This is a genomic window from Bacillus thuringiensis, from assembly GCF_022095615.2.
GTDB classification, from domain to species: Bacteria; Bacillota; Bacilli; order Bacillales; family Bacillaceae_G; genus Bacillus_A; species Bacillus_A cereus_AG.
In genome coordinates this window covers 1,753,620-1,778,787 of the sequence record NZ_CP155559.1, presented here as the reverse complement: position 1 = coordinate 1,778,787, position 25,168 = coordinate 1,753,620, and the positions used below count along the sequence as shown (strand labels likewise).

Sequence of the window (25,168 nt, the reverse complement as noted above, 5' to 3'; positions counted from 1 at the left end):
TTCAATCTTGAGATAATACATCTTCCCTTAACTAATATATGTATTTGGATCTATTGCATTGCTCTTTTGTGCATTCCATTCACCTTTATGGATTTCAAAATGTAAGTGCTGTCCTTCAGATTGTCCTGTATTCCCCATTATGCCAAGTTGTTGTCCTTGCTTCACTTTTTGACCAGGAGAAACAGAACGGCTCTTTAAATGAGCATATACAGTCGTATATGTTTGTTCGTTAATATTGTGAGAAATAAACACAACATTACCATAGCTTGTAGAATAATAAGAGCGAGTGATTACACCCTCTGCGGCAGCAACAACCGGCACTGTTCCTGAAGCAGCAATATCTAATCCGTGATGCATTTGCCCACCACGTTTCTCAAATCTAGAGGTATATCTTCCTGGAGCTGGTTGAATAAAGTCATTTGTTTTATTTACCTCTTGGGATTGCCGCTGCTTCTCTGCATCAGTCTCACTTGTTTTTGATAGAAATTTACTTGATACATAACCATTTTTACCGTTGTAATTAATTTTCAACCAGCCATTTTGTTCAAATAGAACCTGTACTTTTATTCCTTTTGATAATGCACCGATTACACCATGATTTGCACCAGCGCCACTTCTTACATTTAACATGTTTACGTTAACATAGTAGTCACCAACTGTTGCTCCAGTAGATGGATTACTGGTTTCAGGTATTGATGGTGTACCGCCTTTAATGAAATTTACATATTCACTACTTACATAACCAGTTCTTCCATTATGCTTAATTTTCAACCAGCCATTTTCAACGCCAGTTACTTGCAATGTTTGTCCGTTTAATACACCACCAATTACACTATGGTTAATAGCAGGACCTGTACGCACACGTAAAGAAGTAGCGTCTACAATGTATGTACCGTCAGATTGAACCGTAACATTATTTTGTTGTTCATTTGTTTTGTCTGCATCTACATTAGAGCCACTCTTTGAAATGTAATCTTTACTAATATAAGCGTCTTGTCCTTTATAGTTAATTTTGAACCAATCTTGCACTTCACCAGTCACTGGAACAACTTGTCCTTTATACATAGAGCCTAAAATCGTATGGGAAGTACTTGGACCTGTACGAACGCGGAGGGAGGATACGTTAACTTTGTAATCCCCACTCGCTACTTGAAATTTTCCATTGTTATTGTCACTTCCATTTGAGCCACTGTCTATCACAAATTGACTGCTTACATAACCTAATTTTCCATTATGGTTAATTTTCAACCAACCGTTTTCTTCTCCAATAACCTGTAAAACTTTCCCTTCATACACGCGCCCCATTATTGCACTAGATGTATTCGGTTGTGTGCGAACACGTAATACATTAGCAGTTACAGTTTTACTAAGACTCATGCTTACATTCGTCTTCGCTGATACACCATTTCCCGAAACAAATTCACCACTTACATAGCCAATTTCTCCTATATGATTAATTTTCAACCAACCGTTTTCTTCTCCAATAACTTGTAAAACTTCTCCTTCATACACGCGTCCCATTATTGCACTAGACATATTTGGCTGTATGCGGACGCGTAGAACATTCGTATTTACTGCTACTTGATTTTCATATCTTACTACAGCAGTAGATTGCTCATGCCTCATGTCTTTTTGTATAACAACATTTTCTGCTTGAGCAGTATTAATAAATGTACTTCCTGTAACAGAAGCTACTGCTACACTAGCTAAAAATTTTTTCATAAGTATATAACACCTTCCTATAATCACATTCAAATAGCATTATGTTTTTATATTAATTTTTCATTCTAACTATTCAGCAAAAATATCTTTTCTTTTATTATTCATATTGAATTCCTATTTATTTTCCACCATCTATATCTAGTAATAAAGGAAACTTACATCCATCACACTCTGAAAATCTTCTCATTCCTTCAATTTAACACTACATAATGTAGTTTTATTTTTCAAAAAAAATACCTATAATCAATAGTACAAAAATAAAAAAATCATAATTTAGACCTTCTTCACTTATACTTTTGATTAAATATACCAGTTCTCCTTTCACACTACGAATTGTAGTACAAAATAATAGAATGGTCAAATATAAATATTTAACCTCTTAAAACTACAATATAATACATTAAATCTACCCACTTCTAATCAAAAATATTTTCATCTGGTAAACTCTTTCTACAGGATAGCTCCCTCTTATTGTCTAAACTTTTATAAAAATAATATTCCCCATTCACAACATTATATATAAAAGCAGCCATCTATTAAGATAACTGCTTTACATCATTATAAACTGCGTATTTTCGCATCATTCAGATTAATCAGGAATGTTAGAGTCCGGAACATAATCAGATTTATAATCTGTATATTTCACTTCCGTTACCATCCCTGCTGAAACATGGTGTAAATCATGACAGTGGAACATCCAATCACCCGGATTGTCTGCTACAAAGGCTGTTTCATATTCTTCACCTGGTTTTAAGCTCAAAGTATCTCATTCATATTTTTATGATCACCTGCTGTATTTGTCGTCAAAGAACATGTAGCAATTAAAGATATTACAGAGACTGTAACTGTTGTTAATACAAATCGCTTCATGGAAAACCCCTCCTTTTTCTTTTTCAAAATCATTATAAAAAATGATTTTCAAGAAAATATGGAGATGTGCAATGGATCAAATAAAAAGACGCCCAAAATTGAGCGCCTCTACTAATGATTATTTTGTAACAACTTCATCTTCTTTTACATTCACATTATTTTCTCTCATAAACGTTTCAATCTCTTCAACTTCTCTAATGATATCTTTTGACAAGTTTTCATGTCCGTCTTTCGTTACAAGAATGTCATCTTCAATACGAATTCCAATTGATTCTTCTTCAATATAAAGACCAGGTTCAATTGTTATAACCATACCTTCTTCTAACACTCTCTCTTTATATGTTCCTACATCATGCGTATCTAAACCAAGGAAATGGCTGACACCGTGATAATAGTATTTCGATAACTCTTCGTCTTCTTGAATTAAACCAATTGCTTTACACTCTTCTGCCAGTACCTTTTTTGTATGCTCATTTAATGCAGCAAACTTTACTCCTGGCTTAATGAGTTTCGTTGTTTCTTTCAATGCTTTTAATACAATATTATACATTTGTTTTTGGCGACTAGAGAATGTTCCATTTGCCGGGAATGTATAACTAATATCAGCATTATAGTAGTCTTTTTGAGCGCCTAAATCTAGCAGTACTAAATCACCATTTTGAATTTGTGCATCATTATCTTCATAATGAAGAACTGTAGCATTTTTTCCACTTGCCAAAATTGTATTGAACGCATGATGCTTAATGCCGGATGATTTCAGAGTGAAATCAAACTGAGCTTCTAATTCATACTCCATCATGTCAGCTTTTGCATGCTTAAGTACGTTGTAAATGCCCTCTTTCGTTACAGCAATCGCTTCTTTAATAATTTCAATTTCTTCTTCTGTTTTAAACACTCGTAATTCACAAATATGCGGATATACATTACCAATTAAAACGTGTGGATACTGTTCTCTTACATGTTTAGCAAACGCAAGCGTTTTTGTCTCCGCTCCATTCCACTCACGACGCTCTAAATCTAAATACAGATGCTTCACATTCTCTGTAAAAAGTATATTTGACATTGTCTTTTCAAAGCTATCTAAATATACAACTTTCTTTATACCTGAAATTTTCTCTGCTTCCTCGTTAGAAACTGTTTTACCAACCCATTTTTCCATTACTGGATCTGACTTTTCAATGAAAAGTGTTTCTTCCACACTATTTCCAAACTTCTTCAACATGAAAATAACATTTGGTTCATCGATTCCTGTTACATAGTAAAAATTTCGATTCGGCACAAATTTATAATGTGCATCCGCTGACATGTGAGGTGCTTGTCCAGCAAATAAAATAGTAATAGATTCATCTGGTAATATGTTTACTAATCGTTCTCTATTTTGAGCAAAAAATGTTGATTTCATAATAATCCCCCTAGCGTTCTATGTATGCTTGTAAATCTAATTATCCAATACAATTATTCTATTATTGTTATAATTTTTCGTCAATTAATAGTACTCATAGAGAAAGGAAAATTTTCATTATTAGGGCCCCTTTCAAGCTTAATTATGCATACCACTCCACAATTTCTTGACATTTATTCCATATACTTAAAATCTCATATATAGGAAAGGAGCCTACAAATTTGAAGCATTATGTGGCAAAAGGATTAGCAATTACTTCTTTATTCATAATTTCAGGATGTTCTAGCAACGCCGAAACAGCACCAGTGAAGAAAGACACGGTGCAATCTCAGCCAAAACATACAGAAACAGTAAATACGAGTCCGCAAAACTTCTATAAGGAAACTACATCTGGAAAAATCGAGCACATTCATGGAATTGGCTATGCAGGAAATATGCCTGGGATTTCTATCGCCACTCATAGCGGGATAAAAGTTTATCAAAATGGAAAATGGTTTGAGACTACTACACAGTTACACGATTATATGGGCTTTCAGGCAACGAAAAATGGATTTTTTGCCAGCGGACATCCTGAACCAGGTGCAAATTTAAAAAATCCTTTAGGGTTAATGAAAAGCTCTGATGGCGGTAATACCCTTGAAAAGCTAGCGTTCTATGGAGAATCTGATTTTCATAACCTTGCTGTCGGATACAATACGGAAGCAATTTATTTATACAACGAACGTCCTAATTCTAAATTACAACAAGGTTTTTATTTCAGTACAAACAACGGACAAGATTGGAAAAATAGTAAGTTAAAAGGTCTTTCAAGTACGATTCATTCCTTTTCCGTACATCCGGATCAAGTTAGTGTAGTCGCGGTAAGTGCTAAAGACGGTGTTTACTTATCTACAGATTACGGAAATACATTTGAACTATTCTCTACATCACTTGAATCGACAGCAGTTACATTAAGTAATGAAGATGTTATTTACGCCCCTATCAATAAACAAATCATAACGAAGAAATCAATTGCTACAAATGAAGAGACAAACATACAAACTCCATCTTTAGATGCTAAAGATGCAATTATGTACATATCACAAAACCCTCAAAATTCAGCTGAAATAGTATTTGCTACACTGAAAGCAAATGTGTTCCTTTCTACAGATGAGGGTAAAACGTGGAAGCAGATTACGAAAGAGGGAGCATTCCAATTTAATTAGAAGGGTGAATATAACTTGTTTTCAACAATTAGTGAATGGAGATATCAACTCATGTCTTCTTTAATGGATGTCGCGAATGCTACGAAATCAGTACCTCTTTTATTTGCGTTTTTATTAGGCGTAGTAGGTACCCTTGCTCCTTGCCAATTAACAGGAAATATTAGTGCTATTACACTTTATGGCAATCAATCTTTACAAAAAGGACATGCATGGAAACATATATTGTTATTCATTTTAGGAAAAATAATAGCTTTTACAACACTTGGACTATTCGTGTGGTTTTTAGGAAAAGAGATTCAGCAAATATTAACTTTGTACTTCCCGTCGTTACGAAAAATAATTGGACCTTTATTAATTTTAATGGGGCTAATGTTGGCAGGTATTATAAAGAGCAGAAATTTCTTCTCGATCAAATTTATACGAAAACAAAATGAAGTTGGCTCATTTTCACTTGGATTCTTCTTTTCCTTAGCTTTCTGTCCGACTATGTTCGTTCTATTTTTCGGAACGCTAATTCCTTTATCTTTCTCATATAATTATGGATACTTATTTCCAACATTCTTTTCGATAGGAACTGCTCTCCCTATCGTTATATTAATGTTTATCATCTCCTACCTTGGATTAAATGGGGCACTACTTAAAAAGAGCCGGAAAGTAGGAAAAAACATTCAGCTTATAGCAGGGATATTACTCATTTTAATTGGCCTATATGATACTACTCTATATTGGTAATACATACAAAAAGTAAGCTACAGTGAAATGAGCTTACCTTTTGTATCATTTTATTTATTCATTTTTTCTTTTGTTGTAGTTGGCTTAGTAAATTCATAACAAACGCCAGAAACAGTGGATCATTCTCTTTTTTAGGTGACCACTGCATAATAAGTTGTCGTGGAATTCTAATTTCTATCGGTTGCACAATGAAATCATTAATAATTTGCTTATGTAGTCCTGATACTGGAACAATTGTTATACCGTTAACCTGTAAAGCAAGTGCTAATGCTGAACTAATAGTCTCTGATTCCATTACTTTATTAACTACTATTTCATTTTTCATCAAATATGGTTCAAGTACTTCTTTACAACCAGAAAGCGGCATAATGAAAGGATAATTTTTCAACTCTTTAATAGTAAGATTAGATGGAACAAACTTTGAAGAAACCATAACATACGGATCTTCACCAATGACATCATAATGAAATCCTTGTATCAAATTTTCTTTTATAGAAATAGAAAAATCTGCACTTCCAGAAGACAACCAATCTAAAACTTCTTGATAGCTTCCCTCTCGAACTGCAAGCACATACTGACTGTGATCAAAATTACCTAATTCGATACACTCAGCCAAACAATATACAGTAACTGATGGATAAGTAGCTAATACAATCTTATACAGGCTTTTATTTTTCAATTTTAAAGCTGTTTCTTCAAGATTTTCATACTCGATTAGAAGTCGATCTACACAAACTAAAAATTCTTTTCCATTTTCAGTTAAAACAGTTCCTTGTCTAGAGCGATCAAATAAAGTTAAAGCATATCGTTTCTCCAATTTATTTATGATATGAGTTATAGCCGGCTGTGTCATATGTAATTCCTTAGCAGCTAAACTAATGCTTTTCAAACGAGCCACGTATTTAAAAACTTTAAAATCAAAAACGTTCATTCTGTTCTCCTTATATAAAAAATATTTATATCATCTATAAATAAGCTTCATTATATTTATCAACTCACTTCATATAAACTAATTATACATCATCAATATTACGAAAAAATAACCATATAAACATTAGAGGAGTGTTGATTAAATGAGTACTTACGTTTTAGTACATGGAGCATGGCAAGGTGAATGGGCATGGGAATTAGTAAAACCTCAGCTTGAGGCTTTAGGTCACACTGTTATTACACTAGACTTACCTGGAAGCGGGAAAGATATGACTCCATCCCAAAATATATCGTTAGATTCCTATGTTAATGCAGTAACAACTACTATCAATCAACAAAACGAAAAAGTTATTCTTGTTGGACATAGTATGGGTGGAATTGTGATCACGCAAACCGCTGAACTTATACCAAATAAAATCGATAAATTAGTATATCTTTGTGCATTCTTACCACAAAACGGAGAAAGTCTTGGTAGTAAATTAAATGGAGAAAACGGACCACAATTCTCTATAAATGAGAATGACTTGACTGCAGAACTTATACCAGAGTTGATTGAACAAACATTTTTAAATGCTACAGAAGACGGTTCTATTAAAGAATCATCTTTTAATCAAATGCGTCCTCAACCACTAGGACCGTTCCAACAAGAGCTAAAAATATCAGAAGAGAATTTTGGAACTATAAATCGGATTTATATCGAAACAACTCTAGATAGAGCGATTTCGATTGATTTTCAGCGCCGAATGAATACAGAGACCCCTTGCACGAAAATAATTACTTTGGAAGCTGATCATTCACCATTCTTTTCTAAAGCTACAGAACTTGTTAATTACTTAAATGAGTTAAGCTAAATTTCATTTAATGAAAATAGACACCCGCGGGTGTCTATTTATTATGCTAACTAGAAATTGTATTTTCTTCTCTACATTTGCATGCCCTTTTGCTTCATCTCCCACTTTTTATACAGTAGTACTGCACCAAATAAAAATACCCCTGCAACAAATGAAGCTACTGGTAACATTTTTATCATTTCATCTGGAAATACGAGCGGCAATAATGGAAATGCATACGCTACCGGAATACGTTCACCGACGATTTTCAATAAAATTAGCATCAATATCATATTTAATAATGTAACTATAATCCATGAATCAATTGCAAAATACAATACCGTTCCAACAGTTGCCGATATAGTTAGTACTACTATTTGTTTAAAAGCCATTCTTTCATTGTACATCGGCTTTTGAAGTGATTCATACACGACAACTAATATTGGTGGAATAACTGCTAATTGTTCATAACCAGTTATCCAACATAAACTGATCCACACGAAATTTAGTATTAGAAATACAATCATATATTTATACTGTATATGCACTTTTCGCTCAATACCGTTGTTTAATTTAAATATAAGAACACCAACCATTAATATAAATGTTAAAGTGAATACCGCGATAACAAATGACCATTCCGTCGCGTTTGTTACCAAAGGTAATAAACCAGTTGCAATGGACGGTGCTAAATTAGATTGAATTCCACGTAAAAACAGCATCATCAGTACAAGCGTTAAGCTTACTTTCCCTAAATAAGCTATATCCATTTGATTCACCATAAAACCAATCACAGCTGTTATTGACGGTGCAATAAAGATTTTTTCTGGTTGTCTTAACCAGCCTGGCTCACGATACGCCCATAAAGCAATTGCCATTGCTGCTATTTCTGGCAAAATAACTTCTGGATCATTTAATAACACACCTGCTGTTACCATTGCTAAAATAAATAAAATAGCAATCGTATATGAGGTGATAATTTCTTTCTTTGAAATTACTGCATTCATTATTACATACTCCTTTTTGCTTATTACTTTCATCATGTAAAACAAAAACATACCCTACTAAGGTATTGTATGATAACATCTTTTCCATTTCAAGATTAGTAAGTCATTTACATACTTTCTCATCCCATACCCTTATAAAAAAAGAAATTTTCATAGTCGTTGACACTTAATGAAAGATAGGTTATAATAACTATACATTAGTAAGTAACTAATGTAATTAAATCTAACTAGAGGTGAAACAAATGAAAAACATTTTATTCCGTATTAATGAATTATCAAAAAAAGAAAAAGCATCTGGATTAACAGTTGATGAAAAACAAGAACAACAAATGTTGCGTCAAAACTATACACAAACATTTCGTGGAAGCTTAGATTCCATTTTATTAAATACAAAAATTGTTGATCAACATGGTCTTAACGTTACACCAGCGGCATTACAAGATGCTCAAATACGTTTAAAATTAAGCAAATGAGTTCCGCGCTAAAGAATTTCAATAAAACATAAAAAGAGCTGGATTTCCTATATAGAAATTCCAGCTCTTTTTATTGTCTTTTCTAATTTAGTAAACGAGCGATACATCGCAATTCTCCACGATACAATCATCGCAAATGCGAGTAAGAAAAACATTCCGCTTAACTGTGCTAAATCAATTGATTGACTTAAATATGATTTTAACGCTACTCGTACAACCAATAATCCGACTAAAATAAATATGAATGCTTTTGACGGTTTCATAAATATATGCTCGGCCCTTATTTCGAGCTTAGTTGTTTTAATTAGAAATATAGAAAAAATAAGTCCTACACTAATTGCCTCTACTATTTCTAACGATGTTAATCGAAACTCCGGTAAGAAGTACATCATTGCACCAGTACTCATAAAAATTGGCGGTAATATAATTTTCTTTTTCGTTACCGGTTTTTTCGCTGCTTTAAAGCGCAGAAACATGACACCAACAGCCATACAAACCGCTACAATACTTGATAAAAGTGCTATCATACTCTCCCCACTCCTATCTATTTAACAGACTTTTTGAGCAAAATCATAAACCAAACGAGCCCGATACTTATAATAACATGACCTAATCCAGCCATATGGCTTAAACCGTTAAAGTCAGTTCCATTTACTTGTAGAAGACCTCTCCATAACATTGTAGCAATAGTAAAAATTAATCCTACATTATAAACAACAAACCATGCACAAAAACTCTTTGTTTCTTGTACATGAAACACTTTACATAAAGCTAAAGCAATTAAAAAGAATACGAAACCGAGCACTAATACATGTGTATGCACCAATTGCAACATTGTGGACCCTTTAATTCCTTGTGCTTTCGTATACTCTCTTGCAAATACTCCTGATAATAGACCAATAATTAAGTAAATGAATGCCGTATTATATAATCTCTTCATTCTATTCCTCCTGTTGTAAACTTTCTATATTCGCTGCAATTATTTTAAGCAAAGTTTATGAACAGAATATGAACAAAATATTACATTCAACTTTCAAAAATAAAAAAGCCATTCCACAATTCATATTTGTGGAATGGCTTTTCAATTTATTTTAAATCTTCTATTGAGAAAGCGCCTGGAAGTAATTGCTCAACAGTCACTTCTTTTTCATCGCCTTTTACATTTGTTAGTAAAACTGGCATTTTTGGTTCACAGAATTCAGCTATCACTTGTCTACAAGCACCACATGGTGAAATCGGTCCATCCGTTTCGCCTGTAATAACCAAGTAACTAAAATCGCGTTCACCTTCTGATACTGCTTTAAATATTGCTGTTCTTTCTGCACAGTTACATAAACCGTAAGAAGCGTTTTCTATATTACAACCAGTATAGATTTTACCTTCTTTCGTAACTAATGCTGCACCAACAGGAAATTTAGAATACGGAATATATGCTTTCGATAACATCTTATTTGCTTCTTCAATATATTTTTTCTTATCCATATTATTTCCCCCTCAAAATAAATGTAATGATAATTAGTCAGTAATAACTGTATGAACTAATTTAGGAGCCACTGCTGTTTCAGCGATAGAAATGTTTTCATAAATTTTAGCTTTTACATCCTCTACATTTTCGCGATTTGCATAGATTGTTACGAACGGCTCGCCTTCTTTTACTGCATCGCCCACTTTTTTACGTAACATTAATCCTACCGCTAAATCGATTTCATCTTCTTTTGTTGCACGACCAGCACCAAGTAGCATAGCAGCGATACCAATTTCATCTGCAACAATGTTTGAAATAACACCTGAAGTTTTAGCAGGTACATCAATTACATACTTCGCCTGTGGCATTTTTTCTGGATTGTCTACAATTGAGCTATCTCCGCCTTGATTGCTTAAGAACTCTTTAAACTTCTCAGTTGCTTTTCCGTTTTTCATAACTTCAATTAGCATTTCACGAGCTTCTTCTAATGTATTTGCTTTCTTCGCAAGTACGACCATTTGACTTCCTAATACGAGTACTAATTCTGTTAAATCTTCTGGACCTTCACCTTTTAACGTATCAATCGCTTCTTTCACTTCTAGAGCATTACCAATCGCGAATCCAAGAGGTTGTGACATATCTGAAATAACAGCCATAGTTTGACGTCCTACATTATTTCCGATACGTACCATTGCATGTGCTAATTCTTTTGCATCTTCTTCTGTTTTCATAAATGCGCCAGCACCTGTTTTTACATCAAGTACGATTGCGTCAGCACCAGCTGCAATTTTTTTACTCATAATTGAACTTGCGATTAGAGGAATTGAGTTTACTGTTCCTGTTACATCGCGTAATGCATAAATCTTTTTATCTGCAGGTGTTAAGTTTCCTGTTTGTCCAATAACAGCTACTTTGTCACGGTTTACAATATCAATGAACTGCTCTTTCGTAATTTCAACGTGGAATCCTTCTACCGCTTCTAATTTATCAATTGTTCCGCCTGTATGTCCTAAACCACGCCCAGACATTTTTGCTACTGGTACGTCTAAAGCAGCTACTAATGGTCCTAATACTAAAGTTGTTGTATCACCAACGCCGCCAGTTGAATGTTTGTCTACTTTAATCCCTTCAATTGCTGATAAGTCGATCGTTTCTCCCGATTCAACCATTGCCATCGTTAAATCTGCACGCTCACGATCTGTCATATCTTTAAAGAAGATTGCCATTGCAAGTGCACTCACTTGATAATCAGGAATACTTCCGTCTGTATATCCATTAATAAAGAATTTGATTTCTTCAGTCGTTAATTCTTTGCCGTCACGTTTTTTCGCAATAATATCTACCATTCTCATTACAATCACCATTCCTTTTTATATGATATGAATCTATTAAAATAATAAGCCCACGATTGTTGCGGATAAGAAACTTACTAATGTTGCACCGAAAAGTAATTTCAAGCCGAATCTTGCGACTACATTCCCTTGCTTTTCATTTAAGCTCTTAACTGCCCCTGCAATAATTCCAATTGAAGAGAAGTTTGCAAATGAAACTAAGAATACAGATATAATCGCTGTCGTTCTATCTGAGAAATTAAAGTTTCCTTGTGCTAAATCTGTCATAGCGACAAATTCATTTGATACTAATTTCGTTGCCATAATATTTCCAGCATTAACTGCTTCATGCCAAGGTACACCCATAATAAATGCAAATGGTGCAAATACATAACCAAGAATTTCTTGGAATGAAATACCGATTACACCTTTAAATACTGCATTAATGAATGCGATAAGAGCAACGAAACCAACTAACATAGCTGCCACTGTAATCGCAACTTTAAATCCGTCTATAATGTATTCTCCTAATACTTCAAAGAAGGTCTTTTTCTCTTCCTCTTGTACTTCTAACATATCTTCTTCTTCAGTAACTTCATAAGGGTTAATAATAGAAGCGATAATAAAGCCACCAAATAAGTTAAGTACTAAAGCGGTTACAACATATTGTGGTTTTAATAACACCATATATGATCCAACGATAGACATTGAAACAGTAGACATTGCAGATGCACATAATGTATACATTCTTTTCTCTGGCAATAATCCTAATTGTTTCTTAACTGAAATAAACACTTCAGATTGTCCTAAAATCGCAGAAGCAACAGCATTATATGATTCTAGTTTCCCCATTCCATTTACTTTACTTAATGCTAGACCGATAGACTTCACAATAATAGGTAATACTTTAATATGTTGCAAAATACCTATTAAAGCTGATATAAATACGATTGGCATTAATACACTTAAAAAGAATGAAAACTCTTTTTGATTTACTAATCCACCAAATACGAAATTCACACCGTCAGCGGCATATTTTAATAGCTCTCCAAAACCATCTGCTATTCCGCTAATTAATATGTTCCCCACACTTGTATTTAATAATAAAAACCCCAAAATGAATTGTAATATAACCATCGTTATGATTGGGCGATATTTGACTTTCTTTCTATTATTACTAGCAAGCCAAGCGATACCTAAAATCAATACGAGGCCAAAAATACCAATTAAGTATTTCATAAGCCGTCTCCTCCCATTCGTATCCGCTTACATTTTTTAAAAGTTGTTAAAGCAATAGATACACTTTACTTTGTGTATCTATTGCTTTTGACTTCATTAATGATTAGTAGTTATCTGTAGCACCTTTTGCATCGTTTAATACGATTGCAACACTAGCACTTGCTCCAACGCGAGAAGCTCCAGCAGCTACCATTTTGTCTGCATCTTCACGTGTACGAACGCCACCAGATGCTTTTACACCAACGTTTGGTCCTACTGTTTTACGCATTAATGCGATATCTTCAGCAGTTGCTCCGCCAGTTGAGAATCCAGTTGAAGTTTTTACGAAGTCAGCACCAGCTTTTACTGATAATTCACAAGCGCGTACTTTCTCTTCATCTGTTAATAGGCAAGTTTCAATGATTACTTTTACAAGAGCTTTTCCTTTTGCTGCTTGTACTACTTCATAAATATCTTTTTCAACGAACTCGTTATCACCATCTTTTAAAGCGCCTACGTTGATTACCATATCAACTTCAGTTGCACCTTTTGCGATAGCATCTTTTGTTTCGAAAGCTTTTGTTTCAGTCGTACTTGCTCCTAATGGGAAACCGATTACAGTACAAACATCTACATCATGTCCAGCTAATTCTTCAGCAGCTAGCTTCACCCATGTAGGATTAATACAAACAGAAGCGAACTTATATTCCTTTGCTTCTTCGATTACTTTCATAACATCTTCTTTTGTAGTATTAGCTTTTAAAATTGTATGGTCAATTAACTTTGCAATATTCATTATCTTCACTCCTCATATCTTTTAACAACTTCATTCTAACTCTTAGTTGAACAAATGTAAATACACTTTTGAAATTTTGTTCATTCTTTTTTAGAAGGAATCTCTTGTAGTAAATAAAGCGCATTCAAACTAAGAAACACTTCATATATAAAATGAAAACTTTTATATTAACAATGGTAGTATGTATCTCAATATCCATAATTATTTTTAAAAAGGCAATTTGTATTCAGAAACACTCCCATAATTCATACATAGTAAAATAAAAGGCTTTCTCAAAATTAAAATCTTGAGAAAGCCTTTTATTTCTAATCTTTTTGATAATGTAACAATTCCTTCGCCGTATGCTGATCAATAATTAATACATTTGCATACCCGCCACGTAACGCACCATCAATTGATTTTATTTTTCTATTACCACCCGCAACTAAAATAGAGCGTTTCTTCAATTTTAATTCTTCTAACTCAATCCCAATTGTACGTTGATTAATTTCTTCACTACTAATATTTCCGTCTCCATCAAAGAAACGTGAACAGATGTCACCGACCGATTGTTTTTTGAGTAAACTTGTTTCATCCTTATCGAAATAACCTAACCGGAATAATAGCGCTTCGTCTCGCACTGTCCCTACAGTGAAAATTGCAATATTTGCTTGTTTCCCCATTTCGATAATGTGATGAATATGTCGATCCTGCTCTACTAATTCTTTTGTCACTGCATTATCAAATATAACTGGAAGGGGTAGATTTCTCGGCGTCGTTTGAAAAGCATCTGCAAATAAAGCAATGGTCTCATTCGCATATGTATTTACACTCGAATGACTAATACCACCTTTTAACTGGACAACTTCTACACCTTTTACATGTTGCGGTACGATTTTTCTAGCGATTTCATACATCGTCATTCCCCAGCTTACACCAACGATATCACCGTTTTTAACCGTCTTTTCCATATACTCAGCTGCATATTTACTAATATACTCTGTAATCGTTGCATATTCTGGCACTGGTGAAAACACAACATGTGCCTCTAACAAGTTGTACTTTTCTTTCAATAAATTCCCAACGTTATCTAAATCCGCAAATGGATCGGCTATGCTAATTTGAACAAATCCTTTTTCTTTCGCGTATTTTAATAATCTAGAGATCGTCGGTCTTGAAATATTTAATTTATTAGCAATTTCTTGCTGACTATAATCTGATTGATAATATAATCTTGCAACTTCAACGCTTAATTGTTGTTTATCTTTATCCATAGTAACTTATTACAAATCCCTTCCTGTATTTCCCTTTCGTTACAAGCATTATACAGCTTTATGCAAGAAATTTCGACTACCGAATTTTATCCACCTATACTTCTACACCACTTAGTATATACAATGAAACTTTATTGCGCTGCTTACTTTTTACACCTTTATAGGAGTTGGACGCTTGTTTATAAGCGCCACTCCCCTTCTTTGATACACTTCCATTTGCTAGATTAATAAGCATTTCAAATGCCATAACACGATTTCCTAGTCCTATTGTTATTCCTCACTTTCCACTTGAAATATTTTATCATTGTAATATCTGTTTATTAACTATCATTTCTCTGAACACTTACTTTACTTCATTCATAAATAGTCTAACGTTTTCAGCGATTTCTTTGAATTTGGTATGGTGTAAATAATGTGATCCATCCATGGTTACTACTTTTCCGTGTACCGAGTCTTTGATCTGCCCTTCATGCAGAGGTATCCATCCTGCTACACCTTCATTATTCGCTTGTACAAAGAGAAGAAGTGGAAGATATTTAGGGAAGGTTAAACCTTGAGCACCTTTAAAATTAGACGAAATATGGTCCATCTCATTCAAAGTTGTGTCATTATACATGTTTTTATTCGAAATCATTTTCATTTGCTCTACGGTTTTTTCATCAAATGCCAGTCCAGCATAGGGGTCAGCACTGATTTTCATAGTCAATCTTAAGAGACCTGATTTTTTGAGGTATGCAAACGTTTTTAATGGGAAATTGCTATCCATACCCGGTTGTGTTGCAACACTGCTATCGATTCCGACAAATGCAGTCACCTCGTTTGGATATTTGTTCACATAATCAATTCCATAAATGCCTGTAATGGAGTGGCCCATGAGCATGTATCTGTTAATATTAAGCTGCTGTAGAGCTTCATGAACTTCACTTACCATATTCTCCGTGGTTCGCTCTTTTACAGTTTCATCACTTAATCCATAACCGAAAGGCTCTACCGCAACAACTTTGTAAAATGGAGATAATTCATCGATAAGAAGCTTAAAATCAAGCCCTGGAGTAGCTGTTCCATAACCAGGCAGGAGCACGATGGTTTCCTCGCCCTCGCCTTGAATTAGCACATTCATGTTTTTCCCGTCTACAGATACGTGCTGCCCGTAGGGCACTATTCGTTTTTGCTCCGAATGACTACTCATCACATTTACGATATAAACAATACCTAAAAAAAGTACAATGCCTAGAACGATTGCTCCTATGATTTTAAGTAAGATGTTTCGCACTTTCTTTATTTTCATTCCACTCAGCGTTTTCTTTTCCTCTTGTTGTGTCACTGTCATCTTCTCCTGTCCTGATCTGTTTGTTTGCCTTCCTTCATGTGCCTGTAATGAAACCTTAACCAATGAAGATGTACTCCCCATGACGACAATATGAACTGAATATGAACGGTCAAAAAAATGCTACGGCTCTATATGCAAGTAAGCTTGCATATGAGTCGTAGCATAGAGAATGAATCTAACTAATCTGTTGGTGTAGTGATTGGCAAGGTGACAATGAAGGTCGTTCCTTGACCAGGTTCACTTTTCACTCGGATGTCACCTTGATGAAGCGACACGATTTGTTTAACGATAGCGAGTCCCATACCACTTCCGTCATACTTCCGACTGTGGGAACGATCGGCCTTAAAAAAACGCTCGAATATACGCTTCTGGTCGTCAAGGTGAATACCAATACCAGTGTCGGATATTAGGATTTTCACGTTTTTGATATCTTGTTTGATGCTTACGTTAATCACGCCGGCATCCTCGGAAAATTTGATGCTATTTCTGAGGATATTCGTCCATACCTGATTTAACAGGTCATGATCAGCCGTTACTTTAACTGTCTGTAAATCAAGCTCAAAATGTATATCGCGAGCAGACCATTGTGGCTGGATTGCCACGATTATCCGTCGGATTTGTTCATCGAGGCTGAGCGTGACGAGCCGCAGTTGCTTTGACTGCGATTCAAGCAAACTCAGTTTTAGCAGGCTATCGCTCATTTTGGACATCCTTTTCGCTTCAGCGATGATAATATCAAGATAACGGCTTCGTTCGTATTCTGAAAGTTCAGACTCCTTAAGCACTAGAGCATAACCAGATATCGAAGTGAGCGGAGACTGAACCTCGTGTGACACGTTCGTTACGAATTCCCTGCGCATCTGCTCAAGTTGCTGCAGATCGTGCATCATTTCTTCGAAGCTACGAGCCAAAGTACCCAGCTCACTCGTTTGCTTAATATTCAACTTGACGTTGAAATCTCCAGATGCTATCCGCTTGGTCGCTTTTGTCAGCTTTTTGATCGGTCTTACCAGGAATACAGAGGCAACTAGAATCAATAAGCTTCCTGCAATCAACGAACATGTTGCAAAGACCAATGCCCACTTTATGACAAAAGAGGCTGAAGGAGGGGCGAGCGATTCCAAAAATATCGCTTTCGTTCCCATTTCCGTTTTCAACGGCAACCCTAAGAGGACCGTGGCAATACCATTAGGAGTGTCCTGAACAACACCTCCATCTAATACTTTCTTTAGTTGCTCCATCGTCACAGACGCAGGTTTGTGTCCGTGAAGTTTACCGTAAGACTTGAACTGACCCGTTGCTTCGTAAATTCGAATATAATAAGAATCGAGCTGCTTCATTTCACTTACGAACAAGTCCGCTTCATGTAACGGAAGGGTCTTGTAAATCCGGACGATGTCTTGGCCAAAGTTACGTAAGTTGATTTGAGCATTTTCGTTCAATTTATCTTCGAATATCCAAGTTGACACAAAAAAAGAAATGATCGTGCCCCCGATGATGGAGACTAAAAATGTCAGGACAACACGTATATATAACGATCTGATCATTCATAAACCTCAAGCCGATACCCAAGCCCGCGCACCGTTTCGATCCGAAAATCGGGTGTTGTCGCGAACCGTTCACGCAGCCGTTTAATATGTACGTCAACCGTTCGATCATCTCCGGCGTAATCGATACCCCAAATCTGATCGATCAACTGCACGCGCGTATAGACTTGTCCGGGTGTTCCAGCGAGCTTATACAGTAATTCGAACTCCTTTAGCGGCAATGTAAGCGACTCCGTCCCTTTCATCACCTTATAGGTCTGTCGATCAAGGATGACGTTTCCGAAATGGATCGTCTGCGTGGAGCCAATCTTGTATCGTTTGAGTAGTGCCCTAACACGAACCGTCAACTCTAACGGATCGAATGGTTTGGTTAAATAATCGTCCGTCCCAAGTTCGAAACCTTTCACTTTCTCCCAGGTTTCTCCTCTCGCAGTCAGCATAAGTAAAGGTAGATCAGGATTGGCTCTTCGGAGCTCCTTGATTAACGTCCAACCATCCATAATCGGCATCATAATGTCAAGTACGACAAGATCGACATTCGTTGAGATGTAGACGGCCAGTGCTTCCTTGCCGTCCGCTGCTTCAACTGTTGTGAATCCGTCGTTGCGTAGAAATAAACAGACGAGTTCGCGAATGTTCGCATCGTCGTCAGCAACTAGTATAGTAGGCATCGGTTCCCTCTTTCCCCTGTTTTCCACCGCATTATTTCAAGCAATCATTATACTATAAATTAACACGTATGTTGGTTAACCAAAGTAATACAGTTTCTTGATTTATCGACCTGTAGAATTCAAGTGTTTCTTTCAAACTAATTTGCTACTCAATTGACAAGGCTTCACAAAGAAACAGGCGTGTGAAACCTGCAAATGACAAGCTTTTGTTTTGTCGTATAATCTGTATATATTACCATATAATTACCTCCTGATTTTTGTATATTATAGTACTACATCGACACATAATATATAACTTTTTCTCATTGCTTATTGAACTAATCTGCTCCGTTCAAGAAGAACCCTATCAGTTTAAATAACTCAGATTTTGGCAAAATTAAATTGATTCAAATGATACCCACCTTTTAGTAATCTCAGAAAATTTCTTAGTCGCGAGTGCGGTTGGTTTTCTTATAGCTAATCCAATAGTTCGATAGCTATCACTTTCAAGTGGAATGGCTGTAAAAGAAATTTTTGATGTCGGTATAATCATTTCTGGCAATATACTAATTCCTAGATTATTCTCCACCATGGAGATCACTGAGTATTCATTCATATTTTCGAATCGAATATTGGGGCTAACTTTATTCTCCCTAAATATTTTTTGAATATCATCATAACACTGATATGTTGGCATAATAAAAGGTACATTTTCTATTTGTTGCATTGATACTTGGTTTTCCTTACATAATGGGGATTGGTTAGATACAACACATAAAAGTCGATCCCTCTTCAATTGTACGATTTCAAAGGATTTTTCAAATGATTCAAAGTAAGTATCATTATTAATAAATCCACAATCTAATCTCCCGTTTTGTAACCAATTCTCAACCTCAGCATAGTTTCCTTCCAGTAATTCGATTTCAATATTTGGAAACTTTTCCTCCATTTTTTTAAGAATACCAGGAATCCAGTTTTTAGAAACACTCGAAAAAACCCCCACTCTTACTGTTCCTTTTTGGAACCCATTGATAGCGGCTACTTCCTGCTTCAGCATGTTGTTATAGTATAAAATTTTCCGAACGGTAATTAAAAGCTCCTCTGCATTTTTGGTCAATGTTAAAGTAGAGTGATTACGAATAAATAAAGGAAAGGAAAACTCTTTTTCCAAACTGCTAATTGCATGACTTACAGCAGATTGGGTGAAACCTAACACTTCTGCAGCTTTTGTAAAACTATTGAGTTCTACCACTTTGTTAAATATTTCATATTTTGTTAAAGTCACTATGGTCCTCCTCATGAATTTTATTCATGTTTCCATTATATTTCTTCGTTTTATTTAATACCATTACCAAAATATAATAAGTGCATGCTCTATTATATGACCCTTGACAAGGGATGTATTTTTCATGGAAGGATGAAGTGAAATGCAAAAAATTTTAGTTACAGGTGCTGCAGGTAAGATTGGCCAGGATGTTACAAGGTTCCTAGATAAGCAAGGGAATTACCAGTTACGGCTAGCAGATATTAACTTATCTGCTTTAGAAACTTTTAAAGATACAAATCACGAAATTATATATTTAGATGTTTCTGATTTAGCTGCTTGTCAAGAATTTACGAAAGGTATAGATATAGTTATACACTTGGCAGGTAATCCTTCACCAAATGCTGATTTTTATGGCTCCTTATTAGAAAATCATATAAAGGGAACCTATAATATTTTTAGAGCTGCTAGTGATAATAATGTATCCAAAGTGATAGTTGCTTCCAGTGCTCAAACAATTGAAGGCTATCCTTTGGATTATCAACCACATGTTTATTCACCCACGAGACCCAAAAATATGTACGGGGTAAGTAAATGTTTTGCAGAGGCTGTTGCTTCTTATTTTGCTTATGAAGAAGGGTTACAAATTCTTGCTATTCGTATAGGTGCATATGATGATTATAATCCATATGGTAAACCACTAACAGCTAGAGATATGAGTGCATACTTAAGCCCAGAAGATTTTATGGACCTTCTCTTAAAGTCGATGACGGCAAAGAACTTACCTCCATTTTCAATTTTACATGGTGTATCTAACAACAGGTTTAAACGAATTGATATTGAAGGAACAAGAAAGTTAGTTGGTTATAGCCCAAGTTCTGATGCTTTTGTACTAAGTGGTATTAAGTTCTTTGATTCTTGATAAAGGCATATCTAGAAAAAAGATTATATTATTGTTATTTAGCTTTTATGTGTTCTATTTTCAATAGCGACAGTTTCTATAATCATAAATATTACAATTTCTCCATATAGAGCACACTATTCTTCTGTCTCATTTGTGGAACAACTCTATTGTCACCACTAGTTCCACAGATATTCTTTTCCTTTTCAACATAATAGATACCCCTTTAGACAATCATATCTAAAGGGGTAAAACCAAGCCATGTTCTGCTAAAACACTCGTTAGTTGAAGAACAAAACTATTATTCCCAGGCATAATCCCTATCACTTCTAATGTGTCCGTGTCCACAAATACAAGTGGTGCAGCAAGGTTATTATTATCAATTTGACCAAACATTACCCCAAGGCTACATTGATAAAACACATGGCAAGCTTATAGGTAAAATTACAAACCCGGTTCTCACAAAAACCAGGATAAAAAAATAAACAGTAGAACTAGTCCACTGTTTATTTCAACACGCCTTCATGTAATTTTTCTGTATAATCTTTTACATCTTTCCAGCTATCTTTTGCTGTATTTAAATCTTCTTTTATAAACGTAAATTCTTCTGGACTCATTCCTTTTACATTTTGTAGTAAGTTATTATATTTCGCACCTACTGTATACCATTGATTTGATATGTTTTGCAGTGCTGTAATTGCTGCATCAATCGTTTCAGTCATGTTTGTTGTTTTATTTTTTACATCTGTCAAAATTGCGACTTCCGCTTGCGCTCCAGAAATTCTATCTTTTAAATTGGCTATTTCTCTTTCTGCATTTGCGATATCTTTTTTCGCAATCGCAATCATCGGTCCGCCAGCAAGACATGTTATTAATGCTACGCAAAGTACACCACCCGCGATAACCATATCATTACTCTTTTTAATTGAATCGTTATATGTATTAATTTGTTGCTCTAATGCTGGAATACCAGCATTCGTACTCGCCAAAATCGAGGTTAATTGATTTGTGTCTTCTTTGAAACTGTTTGTATCTTTCGCCATTCTATCGCGAAAAGCTTTCAAATTACTTAGTAATACATCTACCTCATTTTGATTCTTTACAATATCGGCATACAATTTTTCTAAATCCGCTTTTAACTTTACGTTATCCTTTTGATCAATCGCTATTAACATGTCATTATAATACGCTTGAAAAGTATTATTGTAATCTATAATATTTTGATCCGTTTTCATAATTTGAGGCTTCATACTATTTAACCAATACGCCGCATTAATTTTTGCATCTCTTTGGTGCTGAATCATATTTCCTTTAAACTCACCATTAATCGAACTTATTTTACTCAAGTCAGTCTCTTGCTGATTTTGAATTAATTTTGCATATGAATCCATTGCAAATATGCTCGATGTCGTTTGTGCCATTACATCTTGGAATCCTGCTGGTCCGAGAGAATAGCTTTTCGCACTTTCTTGTAATGCTTTTACGTTTTGTTCTGCTGCAAAAGGGTGCAAAGGAAATGCATTACTCGTTGCCACCCCAGCAATCATTAGCGTCAATAGACATTTTTTATAAAAGCTTCTCTTCATACTTTTCACCTATTTTCTTTATAAGAATATAAAAAGCTCCTGCTCACAACTGAACAGGAGCTTCAACTCATCCATCAATACGTAACGCTTTAACGATTCGTATTTGATTATGCTTTTTTCGTATCTACTACTTTAATATCTTCCGCATAGATCTTTTCTGCATAGTCTTTAATGTTTTTCCAGCTATCTTTTGCAATGTTCAAATCTTCTTTAATGAAAACAAGATCGTTTGGACTAATTGAATCTACATTTTGAAGTAAAGAATTGTATTTTGATCCCATTGTGTACCATTGATTTGAAATGTTTTGCAACGCTGTAATTGCAGTATCAATTGTATTTGTTAAATACTCTGTTTGTGTTTTAATGTTTGTTAATCCAGCTACTTCTAATTGAGCGGTTGTAACTTGTCCTGTTATTTTTTGAATTTCAGCTTGTGCATTATCAAGCTCTTTCTTCGCTAATACGATACCAGCTGTACCACCACCTACAGCGGCTGCACCACCTGCAATTAATGCGACCCCTAGCGGCGTTCCTGCACCTGTCGCAATAACTACTGCACCACCGATAATTGCAATTGGGCCTAGTGCTGTCGCCACTGATGAACCGATAATAATTGCATTATATTTACTAATTGCTTCATTGTACGTTGTAATTTGATTTTGCAGAAGCGGGATTCCTGCATCTTGACTTGCTAAAATAGATGTAATTTGATTTGCATCACCCTTAAAGTTTTGCGTATCAGACGTCATTTTATTTCGGAATTTCTTCAAGTCTTCTACTAACTGATCTACTTGCGCTTTATTTTCATTAATACTACTTGATAATCTAGTTAACCCTTTTGTAAGAGTCGCTTTATCTTTTGCATCTACCGCAGCAACTAAAGTATCATAATAGTTTTGGAATTTCGTATTGTAATTGATAATATTTTGATTCGTTGAAATAAGCTGTGGCTTTAATACATCTAACCATTGCTTCGCATTTCCTCTCGCTGTATCTTGATGCTGAATGACTTTTCCTTTTAAAGCCGCATCAACAGATGATACATTACCAAAGTTAACATTACCTTGTTTAATAATTGTTAAAGCGTACAGATCCATTACTAAAGCATTTGAACCTGTTCTTTCCATTGCATCTTTTAAGCCTTCTGGTCCTAATGAGTATTCTTCATAGTCATTATAAGCTTTTGCTACCGCATGAACTGGAGCTTGTTTCACTGTGCTTTCAGCTGCATACGTATGGGCTGGCATGATATTTCCTGCTGCAAATACTGCCATAAGTGCTGATAGAGCCATTACTTTATATGGTTTTTTTGTCATTTTTCTTCTCTCCCTATATCGCTAATTATTTTTTTGTTTAATGTACTTCAACGTTTGTAATGTAATCTTCAAATTGATTTGTTTGTTTATTCATTTCATCACTTACTTTTTTAATTTGATTGAAATGTTTTTGAAGTAAACTACTGTCTGTATATGTGCCTTCTTCAACATTCTTTTGAATTTGGATCATATTATTGTTTAAAACTTTCCAATCCGTTAATAACGTTTCTAAAGTTGTAATTTGACGATTGATTAGTTCTGTAAAGCTACTTACTTGATCTTCAACAAATGTAATTTGTGTCGCCTCTGCTTCAGTTTGTGATAACTTTTGAATAAGTGGTAGTAGCTCTTTTTGCTTTTGCTGAATGCGAAGAGCTGCTTCTCTCGTTTGACTATCGGCAGCATTTACAATTTCATTACTTAAAGTACCGATAGAAACGAAATCAATTGTTTTCGTCTGCGCAGTTTGATTTGTAATTGTAAATACTTGTTTACCGATATTAATAGAACCTTTAATAATTTCTTGAGGCCTGTTCAAAATAGTCGTTAATTCAGCTTGAATTTCCCCTTGAATTCTTTTAATATCTTCTCTTAATTTCACAATATCTCCACTTGATCCTTGTAGTGTTTTTATTGCTTCATCAGCTTTAATTGATAAGTTGCTACTATCTTTGTCTAATACCGTTTTAAATCGATTTAACTCTAATAAATCTTGCTCCATACTCTCTTGAATGCTTTGTACTTGTAATTGTAATTTTCCATATGCGCCTGTAAAATCTGCTTTTGCTTGTTCATCTTCATTTATGTTTCCTGCTAGTTCATAGAGTTTACTATAATAGTTATTAAATCGAGTGCTATATCTCATCATCTCTTGATTTAAATCGATTAGCTTCGGATTATATTCATCAATCCACTCTCGTACATTTGCCTTTGCAAACTTTTGATGATTCGTTAAGCTGCTCATCGCATTCACCTTAATGTCTGGCTGTTGTAAAATAACCAATCCGTATGCTTGTATAAGCGGTGACTGTGATCCTAACATTCTAATTGAATTGGATAATGTATTTGGAGCAATTACATTTTGTGCATATACTGTTTTCACTTCTGGTTGCCCCTCCTTAGCGTAAGCGCTTACAGGAATGAAGCAACTCGTAGATACTGCTGTAACCAATAACCCTGTAATTAAAGTTTTTTTCACTTTAACTCCTCCTATGTATTAGTAACTATTACTATCCCATTTTATTATTCTATTTTCTTGCACGTAATTTGAGATGGTTAAAATAGAGAACGTTCTCACCGTGATTCATGTACGAACCATCTCTCCCAACTTTTATTGCTAC

23 protein-coding genes and 2 pseudogenes are annotated in these 25,168 nt (G+C 34.9%); 5 read left to right on the top strand and 20 right to left on the bottom strand.

Features of this window, described 5'->3' with window-relative positions; translation table 11 throughout:
• Positions 1 to 27 precede the first annotated feature (27 nt).
• The 3 genes and pseudogenes from KZZ19_RS09215 to KZZ19_RS09205 all read right to left on the bottom strand — a co-directional run bounded on the left by KZZ19_RS09215 (position 28) and on the right by KZZ19_RS09205 (position 3,994).
• Positions 28 to 1,722: an SH3 domain-containing protein gene (locus tag KZZ19_RS09215; protein WP_237981383.1), complete on the bottom strand. Its 1,695-nt coding sequence runs from the start codon at positions 1,720 to 1,722 to the stop codon at positions 28 to 30.
• Positions 1,723 to 2,311: 589 nt separating this feature from the next.
• A pseudogene (locus KZZ19_RS09210) lies at positions 2,312 to 2,488 on the bottom strand (multicopper oxidase domain-containing protein); the annotation flags it as partial.
• Between the two features lie 222 nt (positions 2,489 to 2,710).
• Positions 2,711 to 3,994: an aminopeptidase P family protein gene (locus KZZ19_RS09205; protein WP_237981384.1), complete on the bottom strand. Its 1,284-nt coding sequence runs from the start codon at positions 3,992 to 3,994 to the stop codon at positions 2,711 to 2,713.
• A gap of 221 nt (positions 3,995 to 4,215) precedes the next feature.
• Here KZZ19_RS09205 and KZZ19_RS09200 point away from each other — a divergent pair, with 221 nt between their 5' ends.
• Positions 4,216 to 5,199, top strand: a complete 984-nt coding sequence (locus KZZ19_RS09200; protein WP_237981385.1) for a F510_1955 family glycosylhydrolase — start codon at positions 4,216 to 4,218, stop codon at positions 5,197 to 5,199.
• 15 nt (positions 5,200 to 5,214) lie between these two features.
• On the top strand, positions 5,215 to 5,931 hold the full coding sequence (locus KZZ19_RS09195) for a sulfite exporter TauE/SafE family protein (protein ID WP_237981386.1): 717 nt from the start codon (positions 5,215 to 5,217) through the stop codon (positions 5,929 to 5,931).
• A gap of 58 nt (positions 5,932 to 5,989) precedes the next feature.
• Here KZZ19_RS09195 and KZZ19_RS09190 read toward each other — a convergent pair whose 3' ends face one another.
• Positions 5,990 to 6,862 (bottom strand): LysR family transcriptional regulator, encoded by an 873-nt coding sequence (locus KZZ19_RS09190; protein WP_237981387.1) that lies wholly within the window; start codon positions 6,860 to 6,862, stop codon positions 5,990 to 5,992.
• A 142-nt stretch (positions 6,863 to 7,004) separates the two neighbouring features.
• On the opposite strand from KZZ19_RS09190, the gene KZZ19_RS09185 reads away from it, so the two are divergent.
• Complete coding sequence (locus tag KZZ19_RS09185; RefSeq protein ID WP_237981388.1) at positions 7,005 to 7,712, top strand: alpha/beta fold hydrolase; 708 nt, start codon at positions 7,005 to 7,007, stop codon at positions 7,710 to 7,712.
• A gap of 71 nt (positions 7,713 to 7,783) precedes the next feature.
• On the opposite strand, the gene KZZ19_RS09180 is transcribed toward KZZ19_RS09185, so the two are convergent.
• Complete coding sequence (locus tag KZZ19_RS09180) at positions 7,784 to 8,698, bottom strand: hypothetical protein (RefSeq protein ID WP_237981389.1); 915 nt, start codon at positions 8,696 to 8,698, stop codon at positions 7,784 to 7,786.
• 242 nt (positions 8,699 to 8,940) lie between these two features.
• On the opposite strand from KZZ19_RS09180, the gene KZZ19_RS09175 reads away from it, so the two are divergent.
• A complete protein-coding gene (locus tag KZZ19_RS09175; RefSeq protein ID WP_063224254.1) occupies positions 8,941 to 9,171 on the top strand; it encodes a DUF896 domain-containing protein in 231 nt (76 codons plus the stop codon).
• 47 nt (positions 9,172 to 9,218) lie between these two features.
• On the opposite strand, the gene KZZ19_RS09170 is transcribed toward KZZ19_RS09175, so the two are convergent.
• The 12 genes and pseudogenes from KZZ19_RS09170 to KZZ19_RS09115 form a co-directional block, all read right to left on the bottom strand.
• Positions 9,219 to 9,698 carry a CcdC family protein gene (locus KZZ19_RS09170; RefSeq protein ID WP_088096016.1) on the bottom strand — a complete coding sequence of 160 codons (480 nt, stop codon included), beginning with the start codon at positions 9,696 to 9,698 and terminating at the stop codon, positions 9,219 to 9,221.
• Between the two features lie 17 nt (positions 9,699 to 9,715).
• The gene (locus KZZ19_RS09165; protein WP_088096015.1) at positions 9,716 to 10,111 is read right to left on the bottom strand and encodes a DUF2871 domain-containing protein; all 396 of its coding nucleotides are present in this window, start codon (positions 10,109 to 10,111) and stop codon (positions 9,716 to 9,718) included.
• Between the two features lie 146 nt (positions 10,112 to 10,257).
• Complete coding sequence (locus tag KZZ19_RS09160) at positions 10,258 to 10,653, bottom strand: cytidine deaminase (RefSeq protein ID WP_000358539.1); 396 nt, start codon at positions 10,651 to 10,653, stop codon at positions 10,258 to 10,260.
• Positions 10,654 to 10,686: 33 nt separating this feature from the next.
• On the bottom strand, positions 10,687 to 11,988 hold the full coding sequence (locus KZZ19_RS09155; protein ID WP_001983022.1) for a pyrimidine-nucleoside phosphorylase: 1,302 nt from the start codon (positions 11,986 to 11,988) through the stop codon (positions 10,687 to 10,689).
• Between the two features lie 36 nt (positions 11,989 to 12,024).
• Positions 12,025 to 13,206 carry a NupC/NupG family nucleoside CNT transporter gene (locus KZZ19_RS09150; RefSeq protein WP_000876173.1) on the bottom strand — a complete coding sequence of 394 codons (1,182 nt, stop codon included), beginning with the start codon at positions 13,204 to 13,206 and terminating at the stop codon, positions 12,025 to 12,027.
• Positions 13,207 to 13,309: 103 nt separating this feature from the next.
• On the bottom strand, positions 13,310 to 13,981 hold the full coding sequence (gene deoC / locus KZZ19_RS09145) for a deoxyribose-phosphate aldolase (RefSeq protein ID WP_001017444.1): 672 nt from the start codon (positions 13,979 to 13,981) through the stop codon (positions 13,310 to 13,312).
• Between the two features lie 305 nt (positions 13,982 to 14,286).
• Positions 14,287 to 15,234 (bottom strand): sugar-binding transcriptional regulator, encoded by a 948-nt coding sequence (locus KZZ19_RS09140; RefSeq protein WP_071721768.1) that lies wholly within the window; start codon positions 15,232 to 15,234, stop codon positions 14,287 to 14,289.
• 153 nt (positions 15,235 to 15,387) lie between these two features.
• Positions 15,388 to 15,502: pseudogene (locus KZZ19_RS09135) on the bottom strand (Holliday junction resolvase RecU); the annotation flags it as partial.
• Positions 15,503 to 15,577: 75 nt separating this feature from the next.
• A complete protein-coding gene (locus KZZ19_RS09130) occupies positions 15,578 to 16,558 on the bottom strand; it encodes an alpha/beta hydrolase (RefSeq protein WP_237981390.1) in 981 nt (326 codons plus the stop codon).
• A 185-nt stretch (positions 16,559 to 16,743) separates the two neighbouring features.
• Positions 16,744 to 18,111 (bottom strand): sensor histidine kinase, encoded by a 1,368-nt coding sequence (locus KZZ19_RS09125; RefSeq protein ID WP_237981391.1) that lies wholly within the window; start codon positions 18,109 to 18,111, stop codon positions 16,744 to 16,746.
• Entirely contained in the window at positions 18,108 to 18,782 is a 675-nt protein-coding gene (locus KZZ19_RS09120; RefSeq protein ID WP_237981392.1) for a response regulator transcription factor, read from the bottom strand. The genes KZZ19_RS09125 and KZZ19_RS09120 overlap by 4 nt, the downstream gene beginning before the upstream one ends.
• A 376-nt stretch (positions 18,783 to 19,158) precedes the next feature.
• Positions 19,159 to 20,046: a LysR family transcriptional regulator gene (locus KZZ19_RS09115; protein WP_237981393.1), complete on the bottom strand. Its 888-nt coding sequence runs from the start codon at positions 20,044 to 20,046 to the stop codon at positions 19,159 to 19,161.
• Between the two features lie 142 nt (positions 20,047 to 20,188).
• On the opposite strand from KZZ19_RS09115, the gene KZZ19_RS09110 reads away from it, so the two are divergent.
• The gene (locus KZZ19_RS09110) at positions 20,189 to 20,947 is read left to right on the top strand and encodes an NAD-dependent epimerase/dehydratase family protein (RefSeq protein WP_237981394.1); all 759 of its coding nucleotides are present in this window, start codon (positions 20,189 to 20,191) and stop codon (positions 20,945 to 20,947) included.
• Positions 20,948 to 21,432: 485 nt separating this feature from the next.
• Here the strand turns inward: KZZ19_RS09110 and nheC are convergent, their stop codons facing one another.
• The 3 genes from nheC to nheA form a co-directional block, all read right to left on the bottom strand.
• Positions 21,433 to 22,512 carry a non-hemolytic enterotoxin NHE subunit C gene (nheC, locus tag KZZ19_RS09105; protein ID WP_237981395.1) on the bottom strand — a complete coding sequence of 360 codons (1,080 nt, stop codon included), beginning with the start codon at positions 22,510 to 22,512 and terminating at the stop codon, positions 21,433 to 21,435.
• Positions 22,513 to 22,619: 107 nt separating this feature from the next.
• Positions 22,620 to 23,828, bottom strand: coding sequence for a non-hemolytic enterotoxin NHE subunit B (gene nheB / locus KZZ19_RS09100; RefSeq protein ID WP_000162968.1), 1,209 nt, complete (start codon positions 23,826 to 23,828; stop codon positions 22,620 to 22,622).
• Positions 23,829 to 23,865: 37 nt separating this feature from the next.
• Positions 23,866 to 25,026, bottom strand: coding sequence for a non-hemolytic enterotoxin NHE subunit A (gene nheA, locus KZZ19_RS09095; protein WP_237981396.1), 1,161 nt, complete (start codon positions 25,024 to 25,026; stop codon positions 23,866 to 23,868).
• Between the last annotated feature and the right edge of the window lie 142 nt (positions 25,027 to 25,168).